This window comes from Streptomyces soli, from assembly GCF_003999195.1.
Classification (GTDB): domain Bacteria; phylum Actinomycetota; class Actinomycetes; order Streptomycetales; family Streptomycetaceae; genus Actinacidiphila; species Actinacidiphila soli.
The window spans coordinates 75,738-99,798 of the sequence record NZ_RJVR01000323.1 but is presented as its reverse complement, the minus strand read 5'-3'; the positions used below and the strand labels follow the sequence as shown (position 1 = coordinate 99,798).

The following is a 24,061-nucleotide window of genomic DNA, read 5'->3' as shown; positions in this document are numbered from 1 at the left end:
CTTCTCGGATTCGACAACGGGCCGGCCGCCGGTCCTCCCGGTGGGGGCGGGACCGGCGGCCGCTCACATCACTTGCTGTAGTCGGGGAGGAGCTTGGCCATGGCCGTGTCGGCGTTGCTGAGGCCGCTGTCCAGGCTCTCCTTGCCGCCGGCGACCTTGGTCAGCTCGGTGCCGAGGGGGCCCCACAGCGAGCTGTACTCGGGCAGCGCGGGACGCGGTTGGGCGGAGGGCAGCACCGACTGGAAGCCGGCGACACCCGGGTCGGCGGTGACCGCGGCGGTGTAGGCGTCCGAGCGGGTCGGCAGGGTGGCGTTCTTCAGCGCGATCTGCGTCTGGGTCTTCGCTGAGGTCATCCATGTGACGAACTTGATCGAGGCCTGCTGATGGGCGCTGTCCGAGCCCGCGTAGACCGCGAGGTTGTGACCACCGGTGGGGGCGCCGGCCGAGCCGGAGGAGCCGGCCGGGAGGACGGCGATGCCGAGGTTGCTCTTGTCCGAGAAGGCCGAGCCCTTGTAGAAGTTGGTGATCTCCCACGGGCCCTGGATGATCGAGGCGACCTTGCCGTTGACGAAGGCGTCCTCAATGTGGGCGTAAGCGTCGGCGGTGATGTCGGCCTTGTGCAGGCCGGTGCCGGAGAACATGCTCTGCCAGGTCGCGAGACCCTTCTTGGCGGCGGCACCGTTGATGGTGATCTTCTTGCTGGCGGTGTCCACCATGTCGACACCCTCGCCGTACAGGAACGGCTGCGCGTAGTAGGCGGCGGTGTTCAGCCAGAAGCCGTCGACCTTGGCCTTCTGGTTGACGAGCTTGGCGTCGGCCTTCAGCTCGTCCCAGGTCTTGGGGGCGGCGGTGATGCCGGCCTTCTTGAAGAGGGCCTTGTTGTAGACCAGGGCGAGGGTGTCGGTGACCAGCGGCACACCGTACGTCTTGCCGTCGTACTGGGCCTGCGTGACGAGGCTGGCCTGGAACTTGCTCTTGTCGGCGAGCGCGGCGGTGCCGTCCAGGGCCAGGAAGTAGCCCTTCTTGGCGAAGGCGGGGGTCCAGCCCACCTCGGAGCGCAGCACGTCGGGGGCGCCCTTGCTGCCTGCGGCGGTGTCGAACTTGTTCTGCGCCGAGTCGAAGGGGACGTTGACGTACTTGACCTTGATGGACGGGTTCGCCTTGTTGAACTCGTTGACCAAGGCCTTGTACGTCGGGGCCTCGTTGGTGGAGTTCGACGTGTCCCACCAGGTGATGGTGACGGGGCCGCTTGCCTTGTCACCGCTGCCACTGCCGCCGCACGCCGTCGCCGCGAGGGCGACGGACGCCACCAGCGCTGTGGCCGCTATGCCACGCCGCATGAGGTTCTCCTTGAGGTGAAAGCCCGTGATGGTCAGGGATGCGATGACGCCTCCCCCCTGCCGACTGCACCTTTGCGGCCGTCGGGCTGTCGGTGAAAGTAACAGGGATGTAAGGCCGATGAAAGACCTTGCTGCAAAGACTTGCAAGATCTTCTGATCGTTACATCCGCGTGTCCTCACGGTTGCCGTCGGAAGACTTGACGTGGCACGCTCCCCCTGCTGCAAGCTATTGCGTATCCTTCCGCAAATTCCTGAAACGCATTGCTTCACTCGCTCACGGACTGCTTCCGCCAGGCCCGACTCACGAGGGACCCCTATGACCCAGGAGCTCGCCCCCGACGTCCACGACCGCTCGGCCGGCCGACCCGGCGAGGGCACCGGCGGCGCCGGGTGGTGGCGGAGCGCTGTCATCTACCAGGTGTACGTGCGCTCCTTCGCCGATGGCAACGGCGACGGCATCGGCGATCTGCCGGGTGCCCGGGCCCGGTTGCCGTATCTGAAGGGTCTCGGCGTCGACGCCGTCTGGCTGACCCCCTTCTACGCCTCCCCGCAAGCCGACGGCGGCTACGACGTGGCCGACTACCGCGCCGTCGACCCGATGTTCGGCACCCTGACAGACGCCGACGACCTGGTGCGCGACGCCCACGCGCTGGGCCTGCGGGTGATCGTGGACCTGGTCCCCAACCACTGCTCCGACCAGCACGAATGGTTCAAGCAGGCACTGCGCGAGGGCCCCGGCTCCCCGCTGCGCGAGCGCTTCCACTTCCGCCCCGGCAAGGGCGCGCACGGCGAACTCCCGCCCAACGACTGGAACTCGCTCTTCGGCGGCCCCGCCTGGACCCGTGTGACCGACCCGGACGGCGCGCAGGAGGAGTGGTACCTGCACCTCTTCGCCCCCGAGCAGCCCGACTTCAACTGGGAGCACCCCGCCGTCCGCGACGAGTTCCGCTCCATCCTGCGCTTCTGGCTCGACCTCGGCATCGACGGCTTCCGCGTCGACGTCGCCCACGGCCTGGTCAAGGCTGCCGGCCTGCCCGACATCGGCCGCAACGAGGAGATGGGCCTGCTCAACACCCAGGAGTTGCCGTTCTTCGACCAGGACGGCGTCCACGAGATCTACCGCGACTGGCGGCGGATCCTCGACGAGTACCCCGGCGTGGGGGTCCCCCCGGCCGGAGGCTGGGGGAGGATCGCCGTCGCCGAGGCCTGGACGCCCACCCTGGAGCGCAGCGCCCGCTACCTGCGCCCCGACGAGCTGCACCAGGCCTTCAACTTCGAGTACGTCATGGCCGGCTGGGACGCCGCCGGGCTGCGCGCCGTCATCGACGAGACCCTCAGGGCCATGGCCCCGGTCGGCGCCCCCGCCACCTGGGTGTTGTCCAACCACGACGTCGTACGCCACCCGACCCGCTACGGCGGCGGCGAACGCGGCCTGCGCCGGGCCCGGGCGGCGGCGCTGCTGATGCTGGCGCTGCCTGGCTCCACGTACCTCTACCAGGGCGAGGAACTCGGACTGCCCGAGGTCACCGACCTGCCGGACGAGGTGCGCCAGGACCCGTCCTTCTTCCGCGACAACGGCCAGGAGGGCCTGCGCGACGGCTGCAGGGTGCCGCTGCCGTGGTCCGGGGACCGGCCTCCCTACGGCTTCGGCCCGGGCGACAGCTGGCTGCCGCAGCCGCCGGAGTGGAAGGATCTCTCGGTCGAGGTGGAGACGGGCAACCCAGCGTCCACGCTGGAGCTGTACCGGGCCGCGCTGCGGCTGCGCCGGGAGCTGCCGGGGCTCGGCGACGGCTCGCTGAGCTGGCTGGACAGCCCGGAGGGCGTCCTGTCCTTCGCCCGGCCGGGCTTCGTCTGTACGGTCAACCTGCTCGGCCACGCGGTCGAACTGCCGGTGCCGGGGCGGCCGGTGCTCGCCTCGGAGCCGGTGGCCGTCGAGGGTGAAATGGTCCGTGTTCCAGCGGATTCCTGTGTCTGGTGGGCGGTCTGAGATGCGACCGGTAAGGTCCAGTCCTGTGACCGCCAGGCTTGCCGACATCGCAGCACAGGCGGGGGTCAGCGAGGCGACGGTCAGCCGTGTGCTCAACGGCAAGCCCGGAGTGTCCGCCGCCACCCGTCAGTCCGTGCTGACCTCGCTCGACCTGCTCGGCTACGAACGGCCGGTGCGGCTGCGGCAGCGCAGCGAAGGTCTGGTCGGCCTGATCACGCCCGAGCTGGAAAACCCGATCTTCCCCGCATTCGCGCAGGTGATCGGGCAGGCCCTGACCCGGCAGGGCTACACGCCGGTGCTCGCAACCCAGACCCCGGGCGGCTCGACCGAGGACGAACTCGTCGAGATGCTCGTCGAGCGCGGCGTCGCCGGCATCATCTTTGTCTCCGGTCTGCACGCCGACTCCACCGCCGACATGGAGCGCTACGAGCGGCTGCACGGCCAGGGCGTGCCCTTCGCCCTCATCAACGGCTTCACCGACAAGGTCAAGGCCCCCTTCATCTCCCCCGACGACCGGGGCGCGATGCGGCTCGCCGTCACCCATCTGGCGGCACTCGGCCACGAGCGGATCGGGCTCGCGGTCGGCCCGAAGCGCTACGTCCCGGTGCTGCGCAAGATCCAGGGCTTCGTACGCTCCATGGAGGACGTCCTCGGCCTGCCGCCCGCAGAGGCCGAACAGCTCATCCAGCACTCGCTCTTCACCCTCGAGGGCGGCCAGGCCGCCGCCTCGGCCCTGCTGGACGCGGGCTGCACGGCGATAGTCACCGCCTCCGACATGATGGCCCTCGGCGCGATCCGGGCAGCACGGCAGCACGGCCTCACCGTACCGGGTGATGTTTCGGTCGTCGGCTTCGACGACTCACCGCTCATCGCCTTCACCGATCCGCCGCTCACCACCATCCGCCAGCCGGTCACCGCGATGGGCCAAGCGGCCGTCCGGGCCCTGCTGGAGGAGATCGGCGGCACCCCGGCCCCGCACAGCGAGTTCGTCTTCCTGCCCGAGCTGGTGGTTCGCGGCTCCACCGCTTCCGGGCCCGGCGGGCAGTCCGCGCAGGCCATGGCGCTGCCCGTCCAGCAGGTATCCGCCAGACATACAAGGGATGCACAGAATCCTACCGGGGGTTGATCGAGGCCCCGCGGGTGCATGGCAGACTATCGCCCCATGGGGGAAACGACGACGAAGATCGTAAGAGACCGGACACCTCTGCGCCAGTCCGAGTACGAGGGCCGTACGGAGGGCACCCGCACTCTCATGCAACGCTTCAGGGCACCCCGGCGACCCCGTCTCTGGTTCGAGATGCTGCTGATCGCGGTCAGCTACCGGCTCTACTCGCTGGTACGCAACGCCGTGCCCGAGCAGAAGGAAGACGCGCTGCACCACGCCGACCAGGTCTGGAACTTCGAACGCTCCCTCAATCTGGCCATCGAGCACGGCATCAACCACGCCGCGAACTCGGTGCCCTGGCTGATCATCGGAATGAACTACTACTACGCCACCCTGCACTTCATCGTCACCCTGAGCGTCCTGGTCTGGCTCTTCCGCAAGCACCCCGGGCGTTACGCCTCCACGCGGCTCGTCCTCTTCGTCACCACCGGCATCGCCCTGGTCGGCTACTACTGCTTCCCGCTCGCCCCGCCCCGGCTCATGGACGGCGGCTTCGTCGACACGGTCAAGGTCCACCACACCTGGGGCTCCATGGCCTCCGGCGACCTGGCCCATGTCTCCAACCAGTACGCCGCCATGCCCTCCATGCACATCGGCTGGTCCCTGTGGTGCGGCATCACCATCGCGATGCTCGCCGGTACCCTCTGGGTCAAGGTGCTCGGCCTGCTCTACCCGGTCGTCACCCTGCTCGTCATCGTCTCCACCGCCAACCACTTCTGGCTGGACGCCTTCGGCGGCGCCCTCTGCCTGAGCGTCGGCTTCGCCGTCTCCTGGGCGGTGTACGGCGGCTTCGCCTACCGCCTCCCGAGCCGCGTGCCGGTACCGGCCGGGGGCTGAGGGTCTTCCTTATCACGCTCCGTAGAAGCGGGCCTCCACGACGCCCCGGGCGCGCCGGGTGACCCGGCGGTAGTCGTCGAGCATCTCGCCGACGCGGCCGGGCCCATAGCCCAGGTAGCGCCCGACCGCCGCGAGCTCACGCCCGTCGGAGGGGAAGGTGTCGCCGGGCCGGCCCCGGACCAGCATCACGGCGTTGCGGACCCGGGTGGCCAGCACCCAGGCGGTGTCGAGGACCTCGGCGTCCTCGGCGTCCAGCAGCCCGGCCGCCCGGGCGGCGGCGAGCGCGGCCCGCGTACGGGTCGTGCGCAGGCCCGGCTCGCGGTCGGCGTGCTGCAACTGGACCAACTGCACCGTCCACTCGACGTCGCTCAGGCCGCCCCGCCCGAGCTTGGCGTGGGTCGTCGGGTCGGCGCCGCGCGGCAGGCGCTCCGCCTCCATGCGGGCCTTGAGGCGCCGGATGTCGCGCACCTCCTCCTCGGTGAGCCCGCCGCTGGGATACCGCAGCGGCTGGATCAGCTTCAGGAAGCGCGCCGCCAACTCCTCGTCCCCGGCCACCGGCTCGGCGCGGAGCAGCGCGTGCCGTTCCCAGACCAGTGACCAGCGCCGGTAGTACGCCTCGTACGAGGCCAGCGTCCGCACCAGCGGGCCGCTCTTACCCTCGGGGCGCAGGTCGGCGTCCACCAGAAGCGGCGGGTCGGCGGTCGGGATCTGCAGCAGCCGCCGCAGCTCGTTGACGACCTTCAGGGCGGCCCGCGAAGCCTTGGCCTCGTCCACCCCCTTGTACGGGTCGTGCACGAAGAGCACGTCCGCATCCGAGCCGTAGCCCAGCTCGTGACCGCCGAAGCGGCCCATCCCGATGACGGCGATCCGGGTGGGCAGTGGCTCGCCGGTCTCCGCCTCGACCGCGTTGACGGCCGCCTGCAGGGCGCCGGTGATGGCGGCGGCATTGATGTCGGTCAGGGCGGCGCCCATCGCGTCGGCGTCGGTGTAGTCGCGGTGGACGCCGATCAGGTCGGCGGCCGCCGTACGGAACAGCTCCCGCCGCCGCACCCCGCGTACCGCCGCGACCGCCTGCTCGGGAGTGACGGCCCGGTGGACGGCGGCCAGCACCTCCTGGTCGAGGGCGGTGCGGCCGCGCGGGCGCAGGCCCTCGTCGTCGGCGAGCAGGGCGACCGCCTCGGGGGCGCGCATCAGCAGGTCGGGGGCGAGCCGGCCGGAGGACAGGACCCGGGCAAGGTTCTCCGCCGCGGCGCCCTCGTCCCGCAGCAGCCGCAGGTACCAGGGCGTACGCCCCAGCGCGTCCGACACCCTGCGGAAGCCGAGCAGCCCGGCGTCCGGGTCGGCGGAGTCGGCGAACCACCCCAGCAGGACCGGCAGCAGGGTGCGCTGGATGGCCGCCTTGCGGCTCACGCCGGAGGCCAGCGCCTCCAGGTGCCGCAGGGCGGCGGCGGGGTCGGCGTAACCCAGGGCCTCCAGCCGATGCTTGGCCGCGGCCGCCGAGAGCCCCGCCTCGCCGGGCGCGAGTTGGGCGACGGCGTCCAGCAGCGGCCGGTAGAAGAGCTTCTCGTGCAGCCGCCGCACCTCGACGGCGTGCCGCCGCCACTCCCTCCGCAGCTCGGTGACCGGGTCACCCCGGAAGCCCAGCGAGCGGCCGAGCCGCCGCAGGTCGGCGGGGTCATCGGGCACGAGGTGCGTACGGCGCAGCCTGTGCAGCTGGATGTGGTGCTCCATGGACCGAAGGAAGCGGTACGCCGCGTCCAGCGAGGCCGCGTCCGCCCGGCCGACGTAGCCGCCCTCCGCGAGCCGGCCCAGCGCGGTCAGCGTGGTGCCGCTGCGCAGCGAGGTGTCGGTCCTGCCGTGCACCAACTGCAACAGCTGCACCGCGAACTCGACGTCGCGCAGCCCGCCGGGGCCGAGCTTCAATTCGCGCTCGACACGCGCGGGCGGGATGTTGTCGACCACCCGGCGCCGCATCTGCTGCACGTCCTGGACGAAGTGCTCGCGCTCGGCGGCCTGCCAGACCATCGGCGCCAGCGCCTCCACGTACTCGTTGCCCAGCGCCGCGTCACCGGCCACCGGCCGGGCCTTGAGGAGTGCCTGGAACTCCCAGGTCTTCGCCCACCGCCGGTAGTAGGCGATGTGGCTGCTGAGCGTCCGTACCAGCGGGCCGTTCTTGCCCTCGGGCCGCAGATTGGCGTCGACCTGCCAGATGCTGCCCTCGGCGGTGGTGTCCGAGCAGATCCGCATCATCCGCGAGGCGAGCCGGGTCGCGGCCTGCAGGGCGGCGCTCTCCGAAACGCAGCCCGCGGGATCCGCGGGCTCGGCGACGAAGATGACGTCCACGTCCGAGATGTAGTTGAGCTCGTGGCCGCCGCACTTGCCCATGCCGATCACGGCCAGCCGGCACGCCGCCGCGTCGTGCGGCGCCTCCGAGGCCGCTATGGCCAGCGCCGTCCGCAGCGTCGCCGTGGCCAGGTCGGCCAGCTCCGCCGCCGTCCACACCAGGTCGCTGGTCCCGCACACATCCCGTGCCGCGATGCCCAGCATGCAGCGCCGGTAGGCGGCCCGCAGCGCGTCCGGATCGGCCGCGTCCCCGAGCACCCGTTCGAAGTCCTCGACCCCCGGATGCAGGTCCGCCGACTCGTACGTCACCAGGGCGTGCCAGTCGCGGGGGTGTCGCGCCAGGTGGTCGGCGAGGGCCGCCGACGCGCCCAGCACCCCGAGCAACCGGTCGCGCAGCGGCTTGGCGGAGGTGAGGGTGTCCAGGAAGGTCCGCCGCTCGCCCGGGTCCAGGGCCTCCACCAGCCGTACGAGGCCGAGCAGCGCCTCGTCGGGGTCGGCGGTCGCGCCCAGGGCGTCGAGGAGCACCGAATCGCTCCGTACGGACGAAAGCTCCGGGGTGTTCAGCAGCCGTTCCGCCGTCGCCGCGTCCGTGAAGCCGTGTCGCAGCAGCCGTCCGAACCTGCTGTCCCGTCGCCCTTCCGGCACGCCGACCCCACCGCCTCTCTGCCTCCGAGCTGGGCCGATCGTCCCTGACTCGCCCGTGCAGAGCCTAACCGCTGCTGCCCGGCCGAGGTCAGCCCACAGCACGCAGCCGGTGGCACACAGTCCCCAGTACGCACCTGAGCGTTCCCCAGAGCTTTACCTCTCCGGGCTTCCGGCCCTCACAGCCTGCTCCTAGCCTTGACCCTGCGCGTTTCCGTTCCCCCCACACTCAACGGAGGTCAGCCGTGACCGGCCGACAACGCACCTTCACCGCTCTCTCCACCGCCCTCCTGCTCGTCGGCCTGGCGATCGGCCTGTGGGCCGGTCTCAGCGGCACTCGGATGGAGCCCTCGGCGAGCAGCGTGCCCACCCCCGACCACACGGTCGTGGTGGTCTTCGAGAACCATGCGTACAGCCAGGTCATCGGCAGCTCCAGCGCCCCCTACATCAACTCGCTCAAGACCGGCGGCGCCAACCTCACCGCCTCCTACGCCGAGACCCACCCCAGTCAGCCCAACTACTTCGCGCTCTTCTCCGGCGCGACCCAGGGCATCACCGACGACAGCTGCTACACGCCCGGCTTCAGCTCCGCCCCCAATCTCGCCTCCGAGCTGATAGCCGCCGGCAAGACCTGGGGCAGCTACAACGAGTCGCTGCCGAGCGCCGGTTCGACCACCTGCAGCAGCGGGAACTATGCGCAGAAGCACAACCCCTGGTTCGGCTTCAGCAATGTGCCGACCTCCAGCGCCCACACCTTCGCGCAGTTCCCCACGGACTACACGACGCTGCCCAAGGTCTCCTTCGTCGTGCCGAACCTCTGCAGCGACATGCACGACTGCTCGGTCGCGACCGGTGACACCTGGCTGAAGAACAACCTGGGCGCCTACGCGACCTGGGCCAAGGCCCACAACAGCCTCCTCGTCGTGACCTTCGACGAGGACAACCGGCTGTCCGGCAACAAGATCCCGACCGTCTTCTACGGGCAGCAGGTCACAGCGGGCTCGTCGTCCTCGACGACGTACAACCACTACAGCCTGCTGCGGACCCTGGAGGACATGGCCGGCCTCTCCGCGCACGCCGGCAACGCCGCCTCCGCCTCCGACATCACCGGCATCTGGTCCTGAGGTGTATGTCGCGGACAGCCGCGGCACCCCCGAGGCCGAGGCCCGGAGCGCAACGCGCCCCGGGCCTCGGTCCCGTGCCGCCGCCATAGCCCCGACCGTCCTCGCCCTGGGCACGGTCAGCCTCATCACCGACGTCTCCTCGGAGATGGTCACCGCCGTCCTGCCGCTCTATCTCGTCACCGGCCTCGGCCTGACCCCGCTCGGCTTCGGCCTCCTCGACGGCGTCTACAACGGTTTCAGCGCCCTCGTCCGGCTCGTCGGCGGCCACCTCGCCGACCGGGGCAGCGGACGGCACAAGACGGTGGCCGCCGTCGGATACGGCCTCTCGGCCGTCTGCAAGCCCGCGCTCCTGGCGGTCCACAGCCTTCCGCTGATCGGCGCCGTCCTCGCCGCCGACCGCACCGGCAAGGGCCTGCGGACCGCCCCGCGCGACGCCCTGATCTCGCTGTCGACGGCTCCCGAGGCCCGTGGCCGCGCCTTCGGCGTCCACCGCGCCATGGACACCACGGGCGCGCTGCTCGGCCCCCTCGCCGCCTTCCTGATCCTGCGGCAGGCGGCGGAGGGCTACGACGCCGTGTTCACCGTCAGCTTCTGCGTGGCGGCGGTCGGGGTTCTGGTGCTGCTGCTGTTCGTGCCGGGCCGGGGGCTCGCGCCTGCGGCCCCTCCCCGAGACGGAGGGGCCGCTCCGGTGCCGTCGCTGCGGGCCGCCCTCGCGTTGCTGAGCCGCCGCGACGTGCGACGGCTGACCACGTGCGCGCTGCTGCTCGGACTGGCCACGGTGAGCGACGCCTTCATCTATCTGCTGCTCCAGCACCGGCTGGGCGTCCCGGACCGATGGTTCGCGCTGCTCCCGCTCGGCACGGCGGCCACATTCCTGGCGCTCGCGGTGCCGCTGGGCCGGCTGGCCGACCGGCTGGGGCGGTGGCGGGTGTTCCTGGGCGGGCACCTCGCGCTGCTCGCCGCGTACGGGCTGCTGCTCGCGCACGGGCCCGTGTACGCCGTCCTCGTTCTGCACGGTGCCTTCTACGCGGCCACGGACGGCGTCCTCATGGCCGCCGCTTCCGGGGCGGTGCCTGCCGAACTGCGGGCGAGCGGGCTGGCCATCGTCCAGACCGGCCAGGCGGCGGCCCGCTTCGCCGCATCGATCGCCTTCGGCGCCGCCTGGACGGCCTGGGGCGACCGTACGGCGCTGATCACGGCCGCCGTGGCACTGGCGGTCTGCGCGGCGACCGCCGCAGGGCTGCGACCGGAGGCCACCGCATGACGACCCGTAACCGCGTGCTCATCCTGCTCACGGCCCTCGCCGTGTTGGCGGCCGTCGCCACGGCCTCCGTGCTGCACGCCGCCGACCGGGCGGCGCGCAAGGACCGCCCGCAGGCCGGCGGCCCGGCCGTGGCAGCCGGGACGGTGGCCCTGACGCCCGCCTCCGGTGAACGGAAGCTCGCCTTCCGCAACATGGCCTGGGGCCCGCACCGCGACGAGCTCGCGACCGTCCCCGCCACCACTCCCGGCGGCAAGCGCACCGCCTCCGGCGTGAAGTGCCTGCGCTTCTACGCGGCCGGCGGCACCGGCATCTGCCTCCAGGCAGTGCGCGGAGCCGTCCAGGACACGTACCGGGCCGTCGTGCTCGACGCGGGCCTGCACGAGCTGCGCCACTACGCCCTCGCCGGGATCCCGACCCGGGCCCGGGTCTCCCCGGACGGGCGCATGGTGGCCTGGACCGTCTTCGTCAGCGGCGATTCGTACGCGGGCACGAACTTCTCCACCCGCACCTCCATCCTCGACACCCGCACCTGGCGCCTCCAGCCCAACCTCGAAAGCTTCCACATCCTCAAGCAGGGCCGCACCCACCACGCATCCGACACCAACTTCTGGGGCGTCACCTTCGCCGACGACACCCACTTCTACGCGACCCTCGCCACCGGCGGCAGCACCCACCTCGTACGCGGCGACACCGTCACCCACACGGTGCGCACCCTCCGTACAAACGTCGAATGCCCCTCCCTCTCCCCCGCCGGCGACCGCCTCGTCTTCAAAAAGCGCGTCCAGGGCCGCTCCCCGGACGCGCCCTGGCGGCTCTACGTACTCGACCTGCGCACGATGCGCGAAACCCCGCTCGCCGAGACCCGCAGCGTCGACGACCAGGTCGTCTGGCAGGCCGACGGCCGCACCGTCGTCTACGCCCTCCCCGGCGACTACGGCGCCGACCTGTGGACCGTGCCCGCCGACGGCACGGGCCACGCCCGGCGGCTCATGACCGCCGCTCTGGCCCCCGCGTACGTAGGCTGAAAGGGACAGCGGAAACGGAACCGAAGGCAGGTGTGCGACATGCCCGAACTGGACCCCCTGGACCTGCTCGACGAATCCGAGATCCAGGAAGCCCTCAAGGACCTCCCGCAGTGGCGGCAGGAGGGAGTCACCCTCCGCCGTGATGTCGAGGCCCGGGACTTCCCGTCAGCCATTCGCATCCTGAACGACGTCGCGATCGAGGCCGAGAAGCTCAACCACCACCCCGACGTCGACGTGCGCTACAACAAGCTGCACTTCACGCTCACCACGCACGACGCAGGCGGCATCACCGCTCTCGACACGGAGCTGGCCCGCCGGCTGGAGACCGTCATCGGCTCCCACACCCGCGTCCACGCCTGACTAGACCGGTCGCGTCGACAAGGCGACGTCCGTCGCCTTGATCAGCGCCACGACACTCGCCCCCTCCCCGATCCCGAGATCCGCCACGGCATCCCGGGTGATCGCCGCGGTCAGCTCGACCCCCGAATCCGCCACCGCGATCCGCACCGTCGCCATGGCCTCGCCCGCCGCGACCCCCACCACCGTCCCGGCGAGCCGATTACGGATGCTCAGCCCCTCCACCGGCCCCGTCGCCACCGCCACCTCGGTCGCCTTCACCAGCCCCGTCACCGCCCCACCCGGCACAATCCCCAGCTCCCTCACGGCCTCCTTCGTCACCACGGCCGTCAACTCCCCCCGCCCCAGGGCGACCTTGACCACCGCCATCACCTCGCCGGGCTCGACGGACAGGACGGTGCCGGCGATCTGGTTGCGAATACTCAGGCCCATGGGCACACCGTAAACACGCGACAGCCGGACAGGCGCGCTCAACGCGCCCGTCCGCCGTGGTGCCAATGGTGCTCGAGATGCGTGTGGGACGAGACGATGCAGAATGGCACAGGGGGATGCCGATCAGGGAAGGTTGCGAGAAATGGGAAGCCGAATCGCACGCGCTCTTGCCACCGGTACCGCCGCAGCAGTGCTGGCCGGCGGAGCAGTCATGGCCTCGACGGTTACCGCCTTCGCGGCGCCGACGGCAGGCACCAGCGTGGCCGCTACGAGCCCTCACGGCACCAGCATGAAGAAGTGCCACACCGTCAAGGGCTACTACAAGAAAGTCCGCAAGAACGGCAAGACCATGAAGGTCTGGGTCAAGCCGCACAAGGTCTGCACCAAGAAATAACCCGACAGATCTCGGGCGCCGGGGCAGCAATGCCCCGGCGCCCGTTTCATGAGTTGTTCGACTCGCCGGACAGCCACGCTCAACGCACCCGTCCGGCGATCACCGGGTCTTGACTTCTACAGAACGGGGAGGTTCTTCCGCAGCTCGAAGGCGGTGACCTCGGAGCGGTACTCCTCCCACTCCTGCTTCTTGTTGCGGAGGAAGAAGTCGAAGACGTGCTCGCCGAGCGTCTCCGCGACCAGCTCGCTACGCTCCATCAAAGTGATGGCCTCGCCGAGGTTCTGCGGCAGCGGCTCGATGCCGAGCGCGCGGCGCTCCGCGTCGGTGAGCGCCCAGACGTCGTCGTCGGCGCCCGGGGGGAGCTCGTAGCCCTCCTCGATGCCCTTGAGGCCGGCGGCGACCAGGACGGCGTAGGCCAGGTAGGGGTTGGCGCCGGTGTCGATGGAGCGGACCTCGACGCGGGTGGAGCCGGTCTTACCGGGCTTGTACATGGGGACGCGGACGAGGGCGGAGCGGTTGTTGTGGCCCCAGCAGATGTAGGAGGGGGCCTCGCCGCCGGCGCCGGCGGTGCGCTGGGAGCCGCCCCAGATGCGCTTGTACGAGTTGACCCACTGGTTGGTGACGGCCGAGATCTCGCCGGCGTGCTTGAGCAGGCCCGCGATGAAGGAACGGCCGACCTTGCTGAGCTGGAACTCCGAGCCGGACTCGTAGAAGGCGTTGCGGTCGCCCTCGAAGAGCGAGAGGTGCGTGTGCATGCCGGAGCCGGGGTGATCGCTGAACGGCTTGGGCATGAAGGTGGCCTCCACGCCCTGCTCCAGCGCGACCTGCTTCATGACCAGGCGGAAGGTCATGATGTTGTCGGCGGTGGACAGCGCGTCCGCGTACCGCAGGTCGATCTCCTGCTGGCCGGGGGCGCCCTCGTGGTGGGAGAACTCCACCGAGATGCCCATCGACTCCAGCATGGTGATGGCCTGCCGGCGGAAGTCCTGCCCGATGTTGTGCGGGGTGTGGTCGAAGTAGCCGGAGGTGTCGGCGGGCGTGGGGCGCGTGCCGTCCGTCGGCTTGTCCTTGAGCAGGAAGAACTCGATCTCGGGGTGGGTGTAGAAGGTGAAGCCGAGGTCGGAGGTCTTCGCCAGCGCGCGCTTGAGCACATAGCGCGGGTCCGCGAAGGACGGGGAGCCGTCCGGCATGAGGATGTCGCAGAACATCCGCGCGGTGCCGGGGGCCTCGGCGCGCCAGGGCAGGATCTGGAAGGTGCTCGGATCCGGCTTCGCGATCATGTCCGACTCGTAGACGCGCGCGAAGCCCTCGATCGCCGACCCGTCGAAACCGATCCCCTCGTCGAACGCCTGCTCCAGCTCCGCGGGCGCCACGGCCACCGACTTCAGATAGCCGAGCACGTCGGTGAACCACAGCCGCACGAAGCGGATGTCCCGCTCCTCCAGCGTACGAAGAACGAACTCCTGCTGCTTGTCCATAGCTACATCCTTGCAGGTCATACGGCCTGTGCACCACAGCCAGGGCATTCGGCGGCATTCAGTGGGGCATGCCAGTATCGCCCCTTGTGGTTTCCTCCACATTACGCACCCACTCCGCCAGACGGGTCACCAGATGGCCAGAAGGTGCGCGGACGATCTCCAGGCGCTTCGACCTGAGGCGCGAGGCCGACGGCGACCCATGGTCACGGGCAGGATGTGGGCCGTTCCGGTGAATCGGGCCCGGTCCGGCGCAACGTGCGGTGCGTTCGTCGGGCTGCGGCTGTGAGCTGTCCCCATGGCCATGCACACCCGGCGAGCCACGCTCGCCCTCACCGGGGCAGCCGCACTGGCCGCCTGTACCCGCACCGCCCAGAACCGCAGCGACAACGCGGCGCCGGACCCCGGGGACTCCCCCGGCCGCTTCGTCAGCCCGAACGGGCCCGAGGTCGCGGCCGTGGAGCGCCTGCGGACGACGAACGGCACCGTCCGGGAGGTGCGGCTGACGGCGGTGGAGGGACCGGTGGAGCTCGGCGGCGGCCGGAGCGTACGGACCTGGACGTATGGGGGCGAGCTGCCCGGCACCGAGATCCGGCTGACTGCCGGCGACACTCTCGCCGCCAGCGTGGTCAACCATCTGCCCGACACGACCTCCGCCCACTGGCACGGCCTGGCCCTGCGCAACGACATGGACGGCGTGCCGGACCTGACCCAGGCGCCGATCGCGCCGGGCGGCGAGTTCGCGTACCGCTTCGCCGTGGACCGGCCGGGGACGTACTGGTTCCATCCGCACACCGGGGTACAGGTGGACCGGGGGCTGTACGCGCCGCTCATCGTGGAGGACCCGAGGGAGCCGCTGTCGTACGACAGGGAGTGGACGGTCGTGCTCGACGACTGGCTCGACGGGGTGGACGGCAGCACCCCGGACGCGGTCATGGCCGAGCTGATGGGCGGCCCGGCCACCCACCCGAGCAGGATGCTGGGGCAGAGGCCGCGAAGCGTCCTGCTCGGCCGTGGCGAGCCGGGGCATGTGGACTACCCGCTGTACCTGGTCAACGGCCGTACGGCGGACGACCCTTCGGTCTTCACGGCGAAGCCCGGCGACCGGATCCGGATCCGCTTCATCAACGCGGGCGGCGACACGGCCTTCCGGGTCGCGCTCGGCGGCCACCGCATGACGGTGACGCACACCGACGGCGAGCCCGTGCAGCCGGCCGAAACCGACGCGCTGCTGCTCGGCATGGGCGAGCGCTACGACGTCCTGGTCACCGCCGGCGACGGCGTCTTCCCGCTGACCGCCCTGGCCGAGGGCAAGGGCCCGACCGCGCTGGCCGTGCTGCGCACCTCGCCGATGGGCGCGGCACCGGCGGCCGGCACCCGCCCGGCGGAGCTGGACGGGGCGCTGGTCACGGCGGATCTGATGCGGGCGGCCGACAGCGTGCGGCCGGCGGACCGCGCCCCGGACCGTACGATCCGGCTGACGCTGACCGGCAGCATGCGGCAGCACGACTGGGCCTTCGACCGGCAGCCGTACGACCACCACCACAGCACCCCGCACGCGGTGCGGAAGGGCGAGCGGGTACGGCTCGAGTTCGCCAACCACACCGGGATGTGGCACCCGGTGCATCTGCACGGGCACACCTTCTCGCAGCCCGGCGGAGGGGCCCGGAAGGACACCGCGATCATCCTGCCCGGGCGGAAACTGACGGTGGACCTGGACGCCGACAATCCGGGGCTGTGGATGCTGCACTGCCACAACATCTACCACTCGGAGGGGGGCATGATGACGGTGCTGGGCTATGCGTCGGACTGACGATTACACTGGGCGTCGTGCCTCAACTTCGCCTCGCCCTGAATCAGATCGATTCCACCGTCGGCGACATCGCCGGGAACGCCGAGTCTATCGTGCGCTGGACCCGGCACGCCGCCGAGCAGGGGGCCCACCTGGTGGCCTTCCCCGAGATGGCGCTGACCGGCTATCCCGTCGAGGACCTCGCCCTGCGGTCATCCTTCGTCGAGGCCAGCCGCGCCGCCCTGGACGCGCTCGCCGCCCGTCTGGCGGCCGAGGGCTTCGGCGAGCTGCCGGTGGTCGTCGGCTACCTCGACCGCAGCGAGAAGGCCCAGCCCCGCTACGGCCAGCCGGCCGGTTCGCCGCGCAACGCGGGGGCCGTCCTGCACGGCGGGCGCGTGGTGCTGCGCTTCGCCAAGCACCACCTGCCCAACTACGGGGTCTTCGACGAGTTCCGCTACTTCGTGCCCGGCGACACCCTCCCGGTGGTGCGGGTCCGGGGTGTCGACGTCGCCCTGGCGATCTGCGAGGACCTCTGGCAGGACGGCGGACGCGTGCCGGCCACCCGTACCGCCGGGGCCGGGCTGCTGCTGTCCATCAACGCCTCTCCGTACGAGGTCGCCAAGGACGACACCCGCCTCGAGCTGGTGCGCAAGCGCGCCCAGGAGGCCGGCTGCAGCCTCGCGTACGTCGCCATGATGGGCGGTCAGGACGAGCTGGTCTTCGACGGTGACTCCATCGTCGTCTCCGAGGACGGCGAAGTCATCGCCCGCGCCCCGCAGTTCGAGGAGGGCTGCGTCCTTGTCGACCTCGACCTGCCGACTGCCGCTGCCGAGCCGCCGAGCGGTGTCGCCGAGGACGGCCTGGAGATCGAGCACGTCGTGCTGTCGGCCGAGTCTCTGCCGCCCTACGAGGTGGAAGTGCGCGGCGGTCACGCGCCCCGCCTCGCCGACGACGAGGAGGTCTACACCGCGCTGGTGGTGGGTCTGCGGGCCTACGTCGCCAAGAACGGCTTCCGGTCGGTGCTCATCGGGCTCTCGGGCGGAATCGATTCCGCGCTGGTCGCCGCCATCGCCTGCGACGCGGTCGGCGCAGCGAACGTGTACGGCGTGTCGATGCCCTCCCGATACTCCTCCGAGCATTCCAAGGGCGACGCCGCCGAGCTGGCCCGGCGCACCGGGCTCAACTTCCGGACCGTATCGATCGGGCCCATGTTCGACGCGTACATGGGCGCACTGCACCTGACCGGGCTGGCCGAGGAGAACCTGCAGTCCCGGCTGCGCGGCACGACCCTGATGGCCATCTCCAACCAGGAGGGCCACATCGTGCTCGCACCGGGCAACAAGAGCGAGCTGGCGGTGGGCTACTCGACGCTGTACGGCGACTCGGTGGGCGCGTACGGGCCGATCAAGGACGTCTACAAGACCTTGATCTTCCGCCTGGCGCGCTGGCGCAACGCCGCCGCGGAGGAGCGCGGCCAGACCCCGCCCATCCCCGAGAACTCCATCGCCAAGCCGCCCAGCGCCGAGCTCCGCCCCGGCCAGGTCGACACCGACTCCCTGCCCGACTACGACATCCTCGACCGCGTCCTCGCGCTCTACGTCGACCAGGACCAGGGCCGCGACGCCATCGTCGCCGCAGGCTTCGACGCCGAGCTCGTCGCCCGCACCCTGCGGATGGTGGACACCGCGGAGTACAAGCGGCGCCAATACCCTCCGGGCACCAAGATCTCCGCCAAGGGCTTCGGCAAGGACCGCCGCCTCCCCATCACCAACCGCTGGCGCGAGCACGCGTAGCGCTGCGCTTCGCTTTCACCGGTTCCACCGGGTTGTGGGAGAGCGTTCCGCTGGGGGTCCTCCCCCAGCCTGGCGGCTGGGTGGGGAGGACCCCCTCCCAGTGTGTGACGGGTCGGGTGATCGGCGTGTATCGAGTCGGCGTGAGGAAGCATGAATGTCGATCGAATCCGATCGCGCCGCAGCTTCCGGGAGCCGCCCGGTTCGCCTGAATCAGCCACCCGCGAAGTACGGATCTAGCGGGGGGAGGCCGGCCTACCCCCAACCCGGGAGGGTGCAAGGGGAGGGCTAGACCCGCTCGGCCTGCGCCGCCGGCGACGCAGCCGCGCCGCCGGCGATGACGCGGGACGCCTCCGGCGCACGGCGCTCCAGGAGGGCCGCCGTGGTGGCGATGGCGAGGCCGCTGAGGGCGAGGGCGGAGCCGAGGACGGCGGGGGCGGTGTAGCCGAAGCCGTGGGCGATGACGAGGCCGCCGAGCCAGGCACCGCCGGCGTTGGCGAGGTTGAAGGCGGCCTGGTTGGCGGAGGAGGCGAGGCTGGGCGCGTGGCGGGCCTTCTCCATGACCATGACCATCATCGGGGAGCCGGCCGCGAACGCGGCGATCCCGAGCAGGACGACCGTAAGGGCCGCGCTCCACTGCGCGTGTGCGGTGACCGTGAAGAGCGCCAGGACGATCGCCATCGCGCCGAGGCCGCCGATGAGCGAGGGCCGCAGGGCCCGGTCGGCGAGGCGCCCACCCACCAGGTTGCCTATCGTCGCGCCGACGCCGAACAGCGCGAGCACCAGCGTGACGCTGCTGTCGCCGAAGCCGGCGACGTCCGTGAGGAGCGGCGTGATGTAGCTGTAGACCGCGAAGACCGCGGCGAAGCCGAACACCGTCGTGCCCAGGGCCAGCCAGACCTGCGCGCTGCGGAAGGCGGCGAGCTCACCACGGAGCCCGGCGCCGGGCGCGGCCGGGAGCTGGGGCACGAGCAGGGCGATGCTGGCGATGGCGGCGAGCCCGATGACCCCGACCGCGAGGAAGGTCGCGCGCCAGCCAAGGTGCTGGCCCATAAGGGTGGCGACGGGGACGCCGACGATGTTGGCGACGGTGAGCCCGGCGATCATCAGGGAGACCGCGCGGGCCCGCCGCGCGGGCTCGACCATGCCGGCGGCGACGACCGCGCCGACGCCGAAGAAGGCACCGTGCGGCAGCCCGGACAGCACGCGACCGGCGAAGAGCCAGCCGTAACCGGGGGCGAGGGCGGACAGGACGTTGCCAACGGTGAAGAGCCCCATGAGGGAGATCAGCACGGTCTTGCGCGGCATGCGGGTCGTGAGCGCGGCCAGCAGCGGGGCGCCGATGACGACGCCGAGGGCGTAGGCGGACACGAGGTAGCCGGCGGTTGGGATCGAGGTGTGGAGATCGTCGGCGACGTTGGGCAGCAGGCCCATCATCACGAACTCCGTTGTGCCGATGCCGAATGCCGAGATGGCCAGGGCCAGCAGGGCCAGGGGCATGAGAGACCTTCCAGCGGTGCGGAGGGGCGAGAGTATGTTCAACCTTCAAACAAAGTCTCTCAGACAAATCTTCCCGCACGGAAAACGCCAGGTTGCGACCGTGCTAACCGATCTGTACCCGCGCCGCGACCGGCCGGTGGTCGCTCCCCGTCGCCGGAAGCACCCACGACTTGGTCGGCTGGATGCCCTTGACCATGATCTGGTCGATGCGCGCCATCGGGAAGTTCGCCGGCCAGCTGAAGCCGAAGCCGTCGCCCGCAACGCCCTGCGTGGACCGCATCTGTGAGGTGATGGAGGCGAGCGCCCGGTCGTTCATGGTGCCGTTGAGGTCGCCGAGCAGGATGACGCCGGGCAGCTTCTCCTGCGCGATGGCCAAGCCGAGCGCGTCGGCGCTGCGGTCCCGCCCGTTCGCGGTGAAGCCGAGGCTGAAATTGACCCGTACCGACGGCAGATGGGCTACGTAGACCGCGACGCTCCCGTGCGGCGTGGCGACGGCGGCGCGCATGGCGCGGGTCCAGCCGAGCCGGAGGTCCACGGCCCTGACGCCGCTGATGGGGTACTTGCTCCACAGCCCGACCGTGCCCTTGACGGCGTGATAGGGGTATGCGCTCTTCAGCTGCGCGACATACGTGGAGACCTGATTGTCCGGAAGCTCCTCCAGCGCGACGACGTCGGCGCCGCCCGAAATGACGTCTTTGGCGGTCGCCGCCGGGTCCGGATTCTCCGCGTTGACGTTGTGCGTCAGGACGGTCAGATTGCCGCCGGCCGCCGACTTGTCGCTGATCAGGCCACCGAAGAGGTTGAACCACACCGTGAGCGGCAGCAGTACGGCGATGAGCGCAATCGCCGAGCGGCGCAGCAGGCCGATGACCAGCAGCACCGGGATCGCCAAGCCCAGCCAGGGCAGGAAGGTCTCGAGGAGGCTGCCCAGATTGCCGATGCGGTTGGGTACATTCGAGTGGAGGATCAGCAGCAGCGCCAGCACCACGGCGCAGGCGGCGGTGACGATGCCGCGTCGCCACATGCCCTCTCTGCGCCAGCCGAACCGCCCACCGGGTCCTCCGCGCCGGGACGCGTCCGCCGTGCCGCGCGACCCGGGGCCGCCGTCGGTGGAAACGTCCGGATGGTACGCCTGGGTCATGGGGGGGAGTCCTCACTGTCTTGCCAAGTGCAGTGTCGACCATAGGGGATCGACACTTGGAGGACGGGGCGCGCGGCGCGGCGGGTTCCCGTGGGACTCGCCACACCGCGCATCTGTGACACAACGACTACATTCAGACCGATTTGCGTACACCTTCGAGTACCGCGTCGACCATACGTTCCGACAGCCCCTCTTCCAGCGTGGTCCCGGGCCGCATCATCGAACGGGCCAGCATCGGCCCGGAGAAGAGGTCCCCGAGGATCTCCAGGTCGATGTCGTCGCGCAGTTCGCCGGTGCGGACGCCCCGGCTCAGCACTTCGTACACCTGCTGGCGGCGGGCTTCGATGACGGTACGGTGGTAGTGGTCCCACAGCTCGGGCCGGCTCTGCAGGGCAGCCATGATCTGGCGCAGGACGGCGGAGGTGCGCTTGGCGAGGCCGCGCCGCCTGATGGTGTCGACGAGAACGACCAGGTCGTCGCGGACCGACACGCCCTCCAGGGCCGGCGGTTCTTCGTCGATGGAGCGCAGAACGTCGAGCATCAGCTGGTCCTTGCCCGACCACCGACGGTAGAGGGTCGCCTTGCCGACGCCCGCGCAGCGTGCGATCCGCTCTATGGAGAGGTCGTCGATGGTGGCGCCCTCCTCCAGGAGGTGCAGTACGGTCTCGACGACCGCCGTGTCCACGGCGACGCTGCGCGGTCGCCCGCGACGCTGCACGATTGCGGCCTCGACCGGTTCGGCGCCGCCGTCCACACCTCCTGGCGCGGTCATCGGCCGGCCTCCACCCGCTCGCCCTCGCGCTCACCACCGCCGGAAGCGCTCGGGGCGGCGTCCTTGCGGGGCAGGAAGACCAGGACGACGATCGCGCCGATCAGGGCCACCACGGCCGAGCAGACGGCCGTGATGTGCATGGCGTGGATGAAGGCGTCGTTGGCCGGCCCGACCAGGGACCGCCCAGCCGGTCCGAGCTTCCCGGCGACGGCGAGGGTGGCCTCGATGGACTCACCGGCGGCGTGCCGGGCGGAGGCGGGCAGAACGCTGAGGTGGCTGTCGATGCCGTTGCGGTAGGCGGTCGACATCACCGAGCCGAGCACCGCGACCCCGATGGCCCCTCCGACCTGCCGGAAGGTGTTGTTGACGGCCGATCCGGAACCGGCCTTCTCCCGCGGCAGCGAGGACATGATCATCACGGTGGCGGGCGGCATGACGTGCGCCATCGCGACACCCATCAGGGCGAACAGCACCTCGAGGATCCAGATCGGACTGTTCGCGTCCAGCAGCAGGAAGCCGAAAAAGGCGACGGCCGTCACGAGCATGCCCGCCGCACACACCGCGCGCGGGCCGAAGCGGTCGACCGCCAGCCGGGCACGTGGCGCGAAGATCATCTGCGCGACGGCGAGCGGAAGCAGCAGCAGGCCGGACTGGAGGGCGCTGTAGCCGCGCACGCTCTGGGTGTAGAAGACCACGAAGAAGGTCACGCCCATGAGGGCGAAGAAGACCAGGCCTATGGCGGCCACGGAGGCGGAGAACTGCCGGTTGCGGAAGTACGTGACGTCCAGCGCGGGGTGGTCGCTGCGCTTCTCGTACAGCACGAAGGCCGCGAGAACGGCGAGTCCGCCGAGTATGGCGCCCCAGGCCTCGGGGTTGGTGAAGTCACCGAGCTGGCCGCCCTTGATGATACCGAAGACCAGCAGGACCAGGCCGACGATGGAGAGCAGGACGCCGACCGGGTCGAGGCGGCCGGGCCGTGGGTCCCGGGAGTCGGGGACGATGAGGATCATGGCGATGATCCCGGCGATCACGATGGGGACGTTGACCAGGAAGACCGAGCCCCACCAGAAGTGCTGGAGCAGCAGGCCGCCGGTGATCGGGCCTATCGCGATGGCGAGGCCGACGACGCCGGCCCAGATGCCGATCGCCCGGGGCTGCTCCTCACGCTCGAAGACGTTCATGATGATCGCGAGCGTGGCGGGCATGATGAAGGCGCCGCCGAAGCCCATCAGGGCGCGGAAGAGGATGAGCTGCCCCGAGGAGTCGGACATCGCGGAGAGCGCGGAGCCCGCGCCGAACACGAACATGCCGAGGAGCAGGGTCTTCTTGCGGCCGAGCCGGTCACCGAGCAGCCCTGCGGTGAACAGCAGACCCGCGAAGACCAGCGTGTAGGAGTTGATCGCCCACTCCAGCTGGCTCTGGGTGGCACCCAGGCCGGTCGGGGCGGGCTGGGCGATGGTCTTCATCGCCACATTCAGGATCGAGTTGTCGAGAACCACCACCAGCAGGCTGAAGAGCAGCACCGTGAGGATGGCCCAGCGGCGGTTGTGGACCGCCTCGGAAACGCTTCGGGCCGGTGAGGTTGCAGGGGACGACATGTGTTCCAGGCTAGACCGATTTACGATACGGCACCGTCTCGTATCGTAAAAGCTCGGCAAACTCGGTACGTCTTGTGGATCACGTGACCGTCCCCTTTGCGGTCGGGGCCGCGCGTGTCAGCATGGATGTGGTCCGGGGACGCCGTCAGGGCGCCTCGAGATGACGAAGGAGCCGTTGCAATGACGCATCCCGTTTCGGCTGCCCAAAAGCCCTCCGACAGCAGCAAGGCGCTGTACGGAGGAAAGGGCACCCGCCGCATCACCGTGCGGGACATCGCCGCCGCCAAGGAGCGCGGCGAGAAATGGCCCATGCTCACCGCCTACGACGCCATGACCGCCTCCGTCTTCGACGAGGCCGGCATCCCCGTACTCCTGGTCGGGGACTCGATGGGCAACTGTCACCTCGGCTACGAAAGCACCGTCCCGGTCACCATGGACGAGATGACGATGCTGTCGGCGGCCGTCGTGCGAGGCACCAGCCGCGCCATGGTCATCGGCGACCTGCCCTTCGGCTCCTACCAGGAGAGCCCCACGCAGGCACTGCGCAGCGCCACCCGGCTGGTCAAGGACGCCGGGTGCGGCGCGGTCAAGCTGGAGGGCGGCGAGCGCTCCGCCCACCAGATCGAGCTGCTCGTCCAGGCCGGCATCCCAGTCATGGCGCACATCGGCCTCACCCCTCAGTCCGTCAACGCCTTCGGCGGCTACCCGGTCCAGGGCCGCGGCGACGAGGCGGCCCACCAGCTGCTGCGCGACGCCAAGGCCGTGCAGGACGCCGGCGCCTTCTCCGTCGTTTTGGAGCTGGTCCCGGCCGAGCTGGCCGCCGAGGTCACCACCTCTCTGCACATCCCGACCGTCGGCATTGGCGCGGGCGCGAACTGCGACGCGCAGGTGCTGGTGTGGACGGACATGGCGGGCATGACCGGCGGCCGCCTGCCGCGCTTCGTCAAGCAGTACGCCCAGCTGCGCGAGGTGCTGGGCGGAGCCGCCCAGGCCTTCGCGGAGGACGTGATCGGCGGGGCGTACCCGGCGGAGGAGCACAGCTTCCACTGACAGGTGGTGTTCGGTGCCCGGCGGTCCGCGGAT

The 24,061-nt window shown here is 70.5% G+C and carries 19 protein-coding genes; 11 read left to right on the top strand and 8 right to left on the bottom strand.

The window, feature by feature from the left end; genetic code table 11:
• Positions 1-68: 68 nt before the first annotated feature.
• Entirely contained in the window at positions 69-1,340 is a 1,272-nt protein-coding gene (locus tag EFK10_RS37725) for an extracellular solute-binding protein (RefSeq protein WP_127360159.1), read from the bottom strand.
• A 316-nt stretch (positions 1,341-1,656) separates the two neighbouring features.
• Between EFK10_RS37725 and EFK10_RS37720 the strand changes: the two genes are divergently transcribed.
• The 3 genes from EFK10_RS37720 to EFK10_RS37710 are packed head-to-tail and all read left to right on the top strand — an operon-like array spanning position 1,657 to position 5,329.
• Positions 1,657-3,327, top strand: a complete 1,671-nt coding sequence (locus EFK10_RS37720) for a glycoside hydrolase family 13 protein (RefSeq protein WP_127360158.1) — start codon at positions 1,657-1,659, stop codon at positions 3,325-3,327.
• A 25-nt stretch (positions 3,328-3,352) separates the two neighbouring features.
• Entirely contained in the window at positions 3,353-4,453 is a 1,101-nt protein-coding gene (locus EFK10_RS37715) for a LacI family DNA-binding transcriptional regulator (RefSeq protein ID WP_265737588.1), read from the top strand.
• A gap of 36 nt (positions 4,454-4,489) precedes the next feature.
• Positions 4,490-5,329, top strand: a complete 840-nt coding sequence (locus tag EFK10_RS37710; protein WP_127360156.1) for a phosphatase PAP2 family protein — start codon at positions 4,490-4,492, stop codon at positions 5,327-5,329.
• Positions 5,330-5,341: 12 nt separating this feature from the next.
• Here the strand turns inward: EFK10_RS37710 and EFK10_RS37705 are convergent, their stop codons facing one another.
• Positions 5,342-8,317 (bottom strand): bifunctional [glutamine synthetase] adenylyltransferase/[glutamine synthetase]-adenylyl-L-tyrosine phosphorylase, encoded by a 2,976-nt coding sequence (locus EFK10_RS37705; RefSeq protein WP_127360155.1) that lies wholly within the window; start codon positions 8,315-8,317, stop codon positions 5,342-5,344.
• Positions 8,318-8,559: 242 nt separating this feature from the next.
• Here EFK10_RS37705 and EFK10_RS37700 point away from each other — a divergent pair, with 242 nt between their 5' ends.
• Genes EFK10_RS37700 through EFK10_RS37685 form a run of 4 tightly spaced genes read left to right on the top strand, consistent with a single transcriptional unit; the run spans position 8,560 to position 12,087 of the window.
• Entirely contained in the window at positions 8,560-9,438 is an 879-nt protein-coding gene (locus EFK10_RS37700) for an alkaline phosphatase family protein (RefSeq protein WP_127360154.1), read from the top strand.
• A 1-nt stretch (position 9,439) separates the two neighbouring features.
• Positions 9,440-10,702: an MFS transporter gene (locus EFK10_RS37695; RefSeq protein WP_127360153.1), complete on the top strand. Its 1,263-nt coding sequence runs from the start codon at positions 9,440-9,442 to the stop codon at positions 10,700-10,702.
• The gene (locus EFK10_RS37690; RefSeq protein ID WP_127360152.1) at positions 10,699-11,727 is read left to right on the top strand and encodes a TolB family protein; all 1,029 of its coding nucleotides are present in this window, start codon (positions 10,699-10,701) and stop codon (positions 11,725-11,727) included. Before EFK10_RS37695 ends, EFK10_RS37690 begins: the two co-directional genes overlap by 4 nt.
• A gap of 39 nt (positions 11,728-11,766) precedes the next feature.
• On the top strand, positions 11,767-12,087 hold the full coding sequence (locus EFK10_RS37685; RefSeq protein WP_127360151.1) for a 4a-hydroxytetrahydrobiopterin dehydratase: 321 nt from the start codon (positions 11,767-11,769) through the stop codon (positions 12,085-12,087).
• Here EFK10_RS37685 and EFK10_RS37680 read toward each other — a convergent pair whose 3' ends face one another.
• Complete coding sequence (locus EFK10_RS37680) at positions 12,088-12,516, bottom strand: TOBE domain-containing protein (protein WP_127360150.1); 429 nt, start codon at positions 12,514-12,516, stop codon at positions 12,088-12,090.
• Between the two features lie 142 nt (positions 12,517-12,658).
• Between EFK10_RS37680 and EFK10_RS37675 the strand changes: the two genes are divergently transcribed.
• Positions 12,659-12,910 carry a hypothetical protein gene (locus tag EFK10_RS37675; protein WP_127360149.1) on the top strand — a complete coding sequence of 84 codons (252 nt, stop codon included), beginning with the start codon at positions 12,659-12,661 and terminating at the stop codon, positions 12,908-12,910.
• Positions 12,911-13,026: 116 nt separating this feature from the next.
• Here EFK10_RS37675 and glnA read toward each other — a convergent pair whose 3' ends face one another.
• Entirely contained in the window at positions 13,027-14,388 is a 1,362-nt protein-coding gene (glnA, locus tag EFK10_RS37670) for a type I glutamate--ammonia ligase (RefSeq protein WP_127360148.1), read from the bottom strand.
• A 295-nt stretch (positions 14,389-14,683) separates the two neighbouring features.
• On the opposite strand from glnA, the gene EFK10_RS37665 reads away from it, so the two are divergent.
• Entirely contained in the window at positions 14,684-16,198 is a 1,515-nt protein-coding gene (locus EFK10_RS37665; protein WP_127360147.1) for a multicopper oxidase family protein, read from the top strand.
• A 17-nt stretch (positions 16,199-16,215) separates the two neighbouring features.
• Positions 16,216-17,970 carry an NAD+ synthase gene (locus tag EFK10_RS37660; RefSeq protein WP_206305744.1) on the top strand — a complete coding sequence of 585 codons (1,755 nt, stop codon included), beginning with the start codon at positions 16,216-16,218 and terminating at the stop codon, positions 17,968-17,970.
• Between the two features lie 285 nt (positions 17,971-18,255).
• Here EFK10_RS37660 and EFK10_RS37655 read toward each other — a convergent pair whose 3' ends face one another.
• From EFK10_RS37655 to EFK10_RS37640, 4 genes are all read right to left on the bottom strand, one after another.
• Entirely contained in the window at positions 18,256-19,467 is a 1,212-nt protein-coding gene (locus EFK10_RS37655) for an MFS transporter (protein WP_127360146.1), read from the bottom strand.
• Positions 19,468-19,570: 103 nt separating this feature from the next.
• Positions 19,571-20,491: an endonuclease/exonuclease/phosphatase family protein gene (locus tag EFK10_RS37650; protein ID WP_407647229.1), complete on the bottom strand. Its 921-nt coding sequence runs from the start codon at positions 20,489-20,491 to the stop codon at positions 19,571-19,573.
• Positions 20,492-20,741: 250 nt separating this feature from the next.
• A complete protein-coding gene (locus EFK10_RS37645) occupies positions 20,742-21,380 on the bottom strand; it encodes a TetR/AcrR family transcriptional regulator (protein WP_127360144.1) in 639 nt (212 codons plus the stop codon).
• The gene (locus tag EFK10_RS37640; protein ID WP_127360143.1) at positions 21,377-22,978 is read right to left on the bottom strand and encodes an MFS transporter; all 1,602 of its coding nucleotides are present in this window, start codon (positions 22,976-22,978) and stop codon (positions 21,377-21,379) included. Before EFK10_RS37640 ends, EFK10_RS37645 begins: the two co-directional genes overlap by 4 nt.
• Positions 22,979-23,158: 180 nt before the next feature.
• Here EFK10_RS37640 and panB point away from each other — a divergent pair, with 180 nt between their 5' ends.
• The gene (panB, locus tag EFK10_RS37635) at positions 23,159-24,028 is read left to right on the top strand and encodes a 3-methyl-2-oxobutanoate hydroxymethyltransferase (RefSeq protein WP_127360142.1); all 870 of its coding nucleotides are present in this window, start codon (positions 23,159-23,161) and stop codon (positions 24,026-24,028) included.
• Positions 24,029-24,061: the final 33 nt, after the last annotated feature.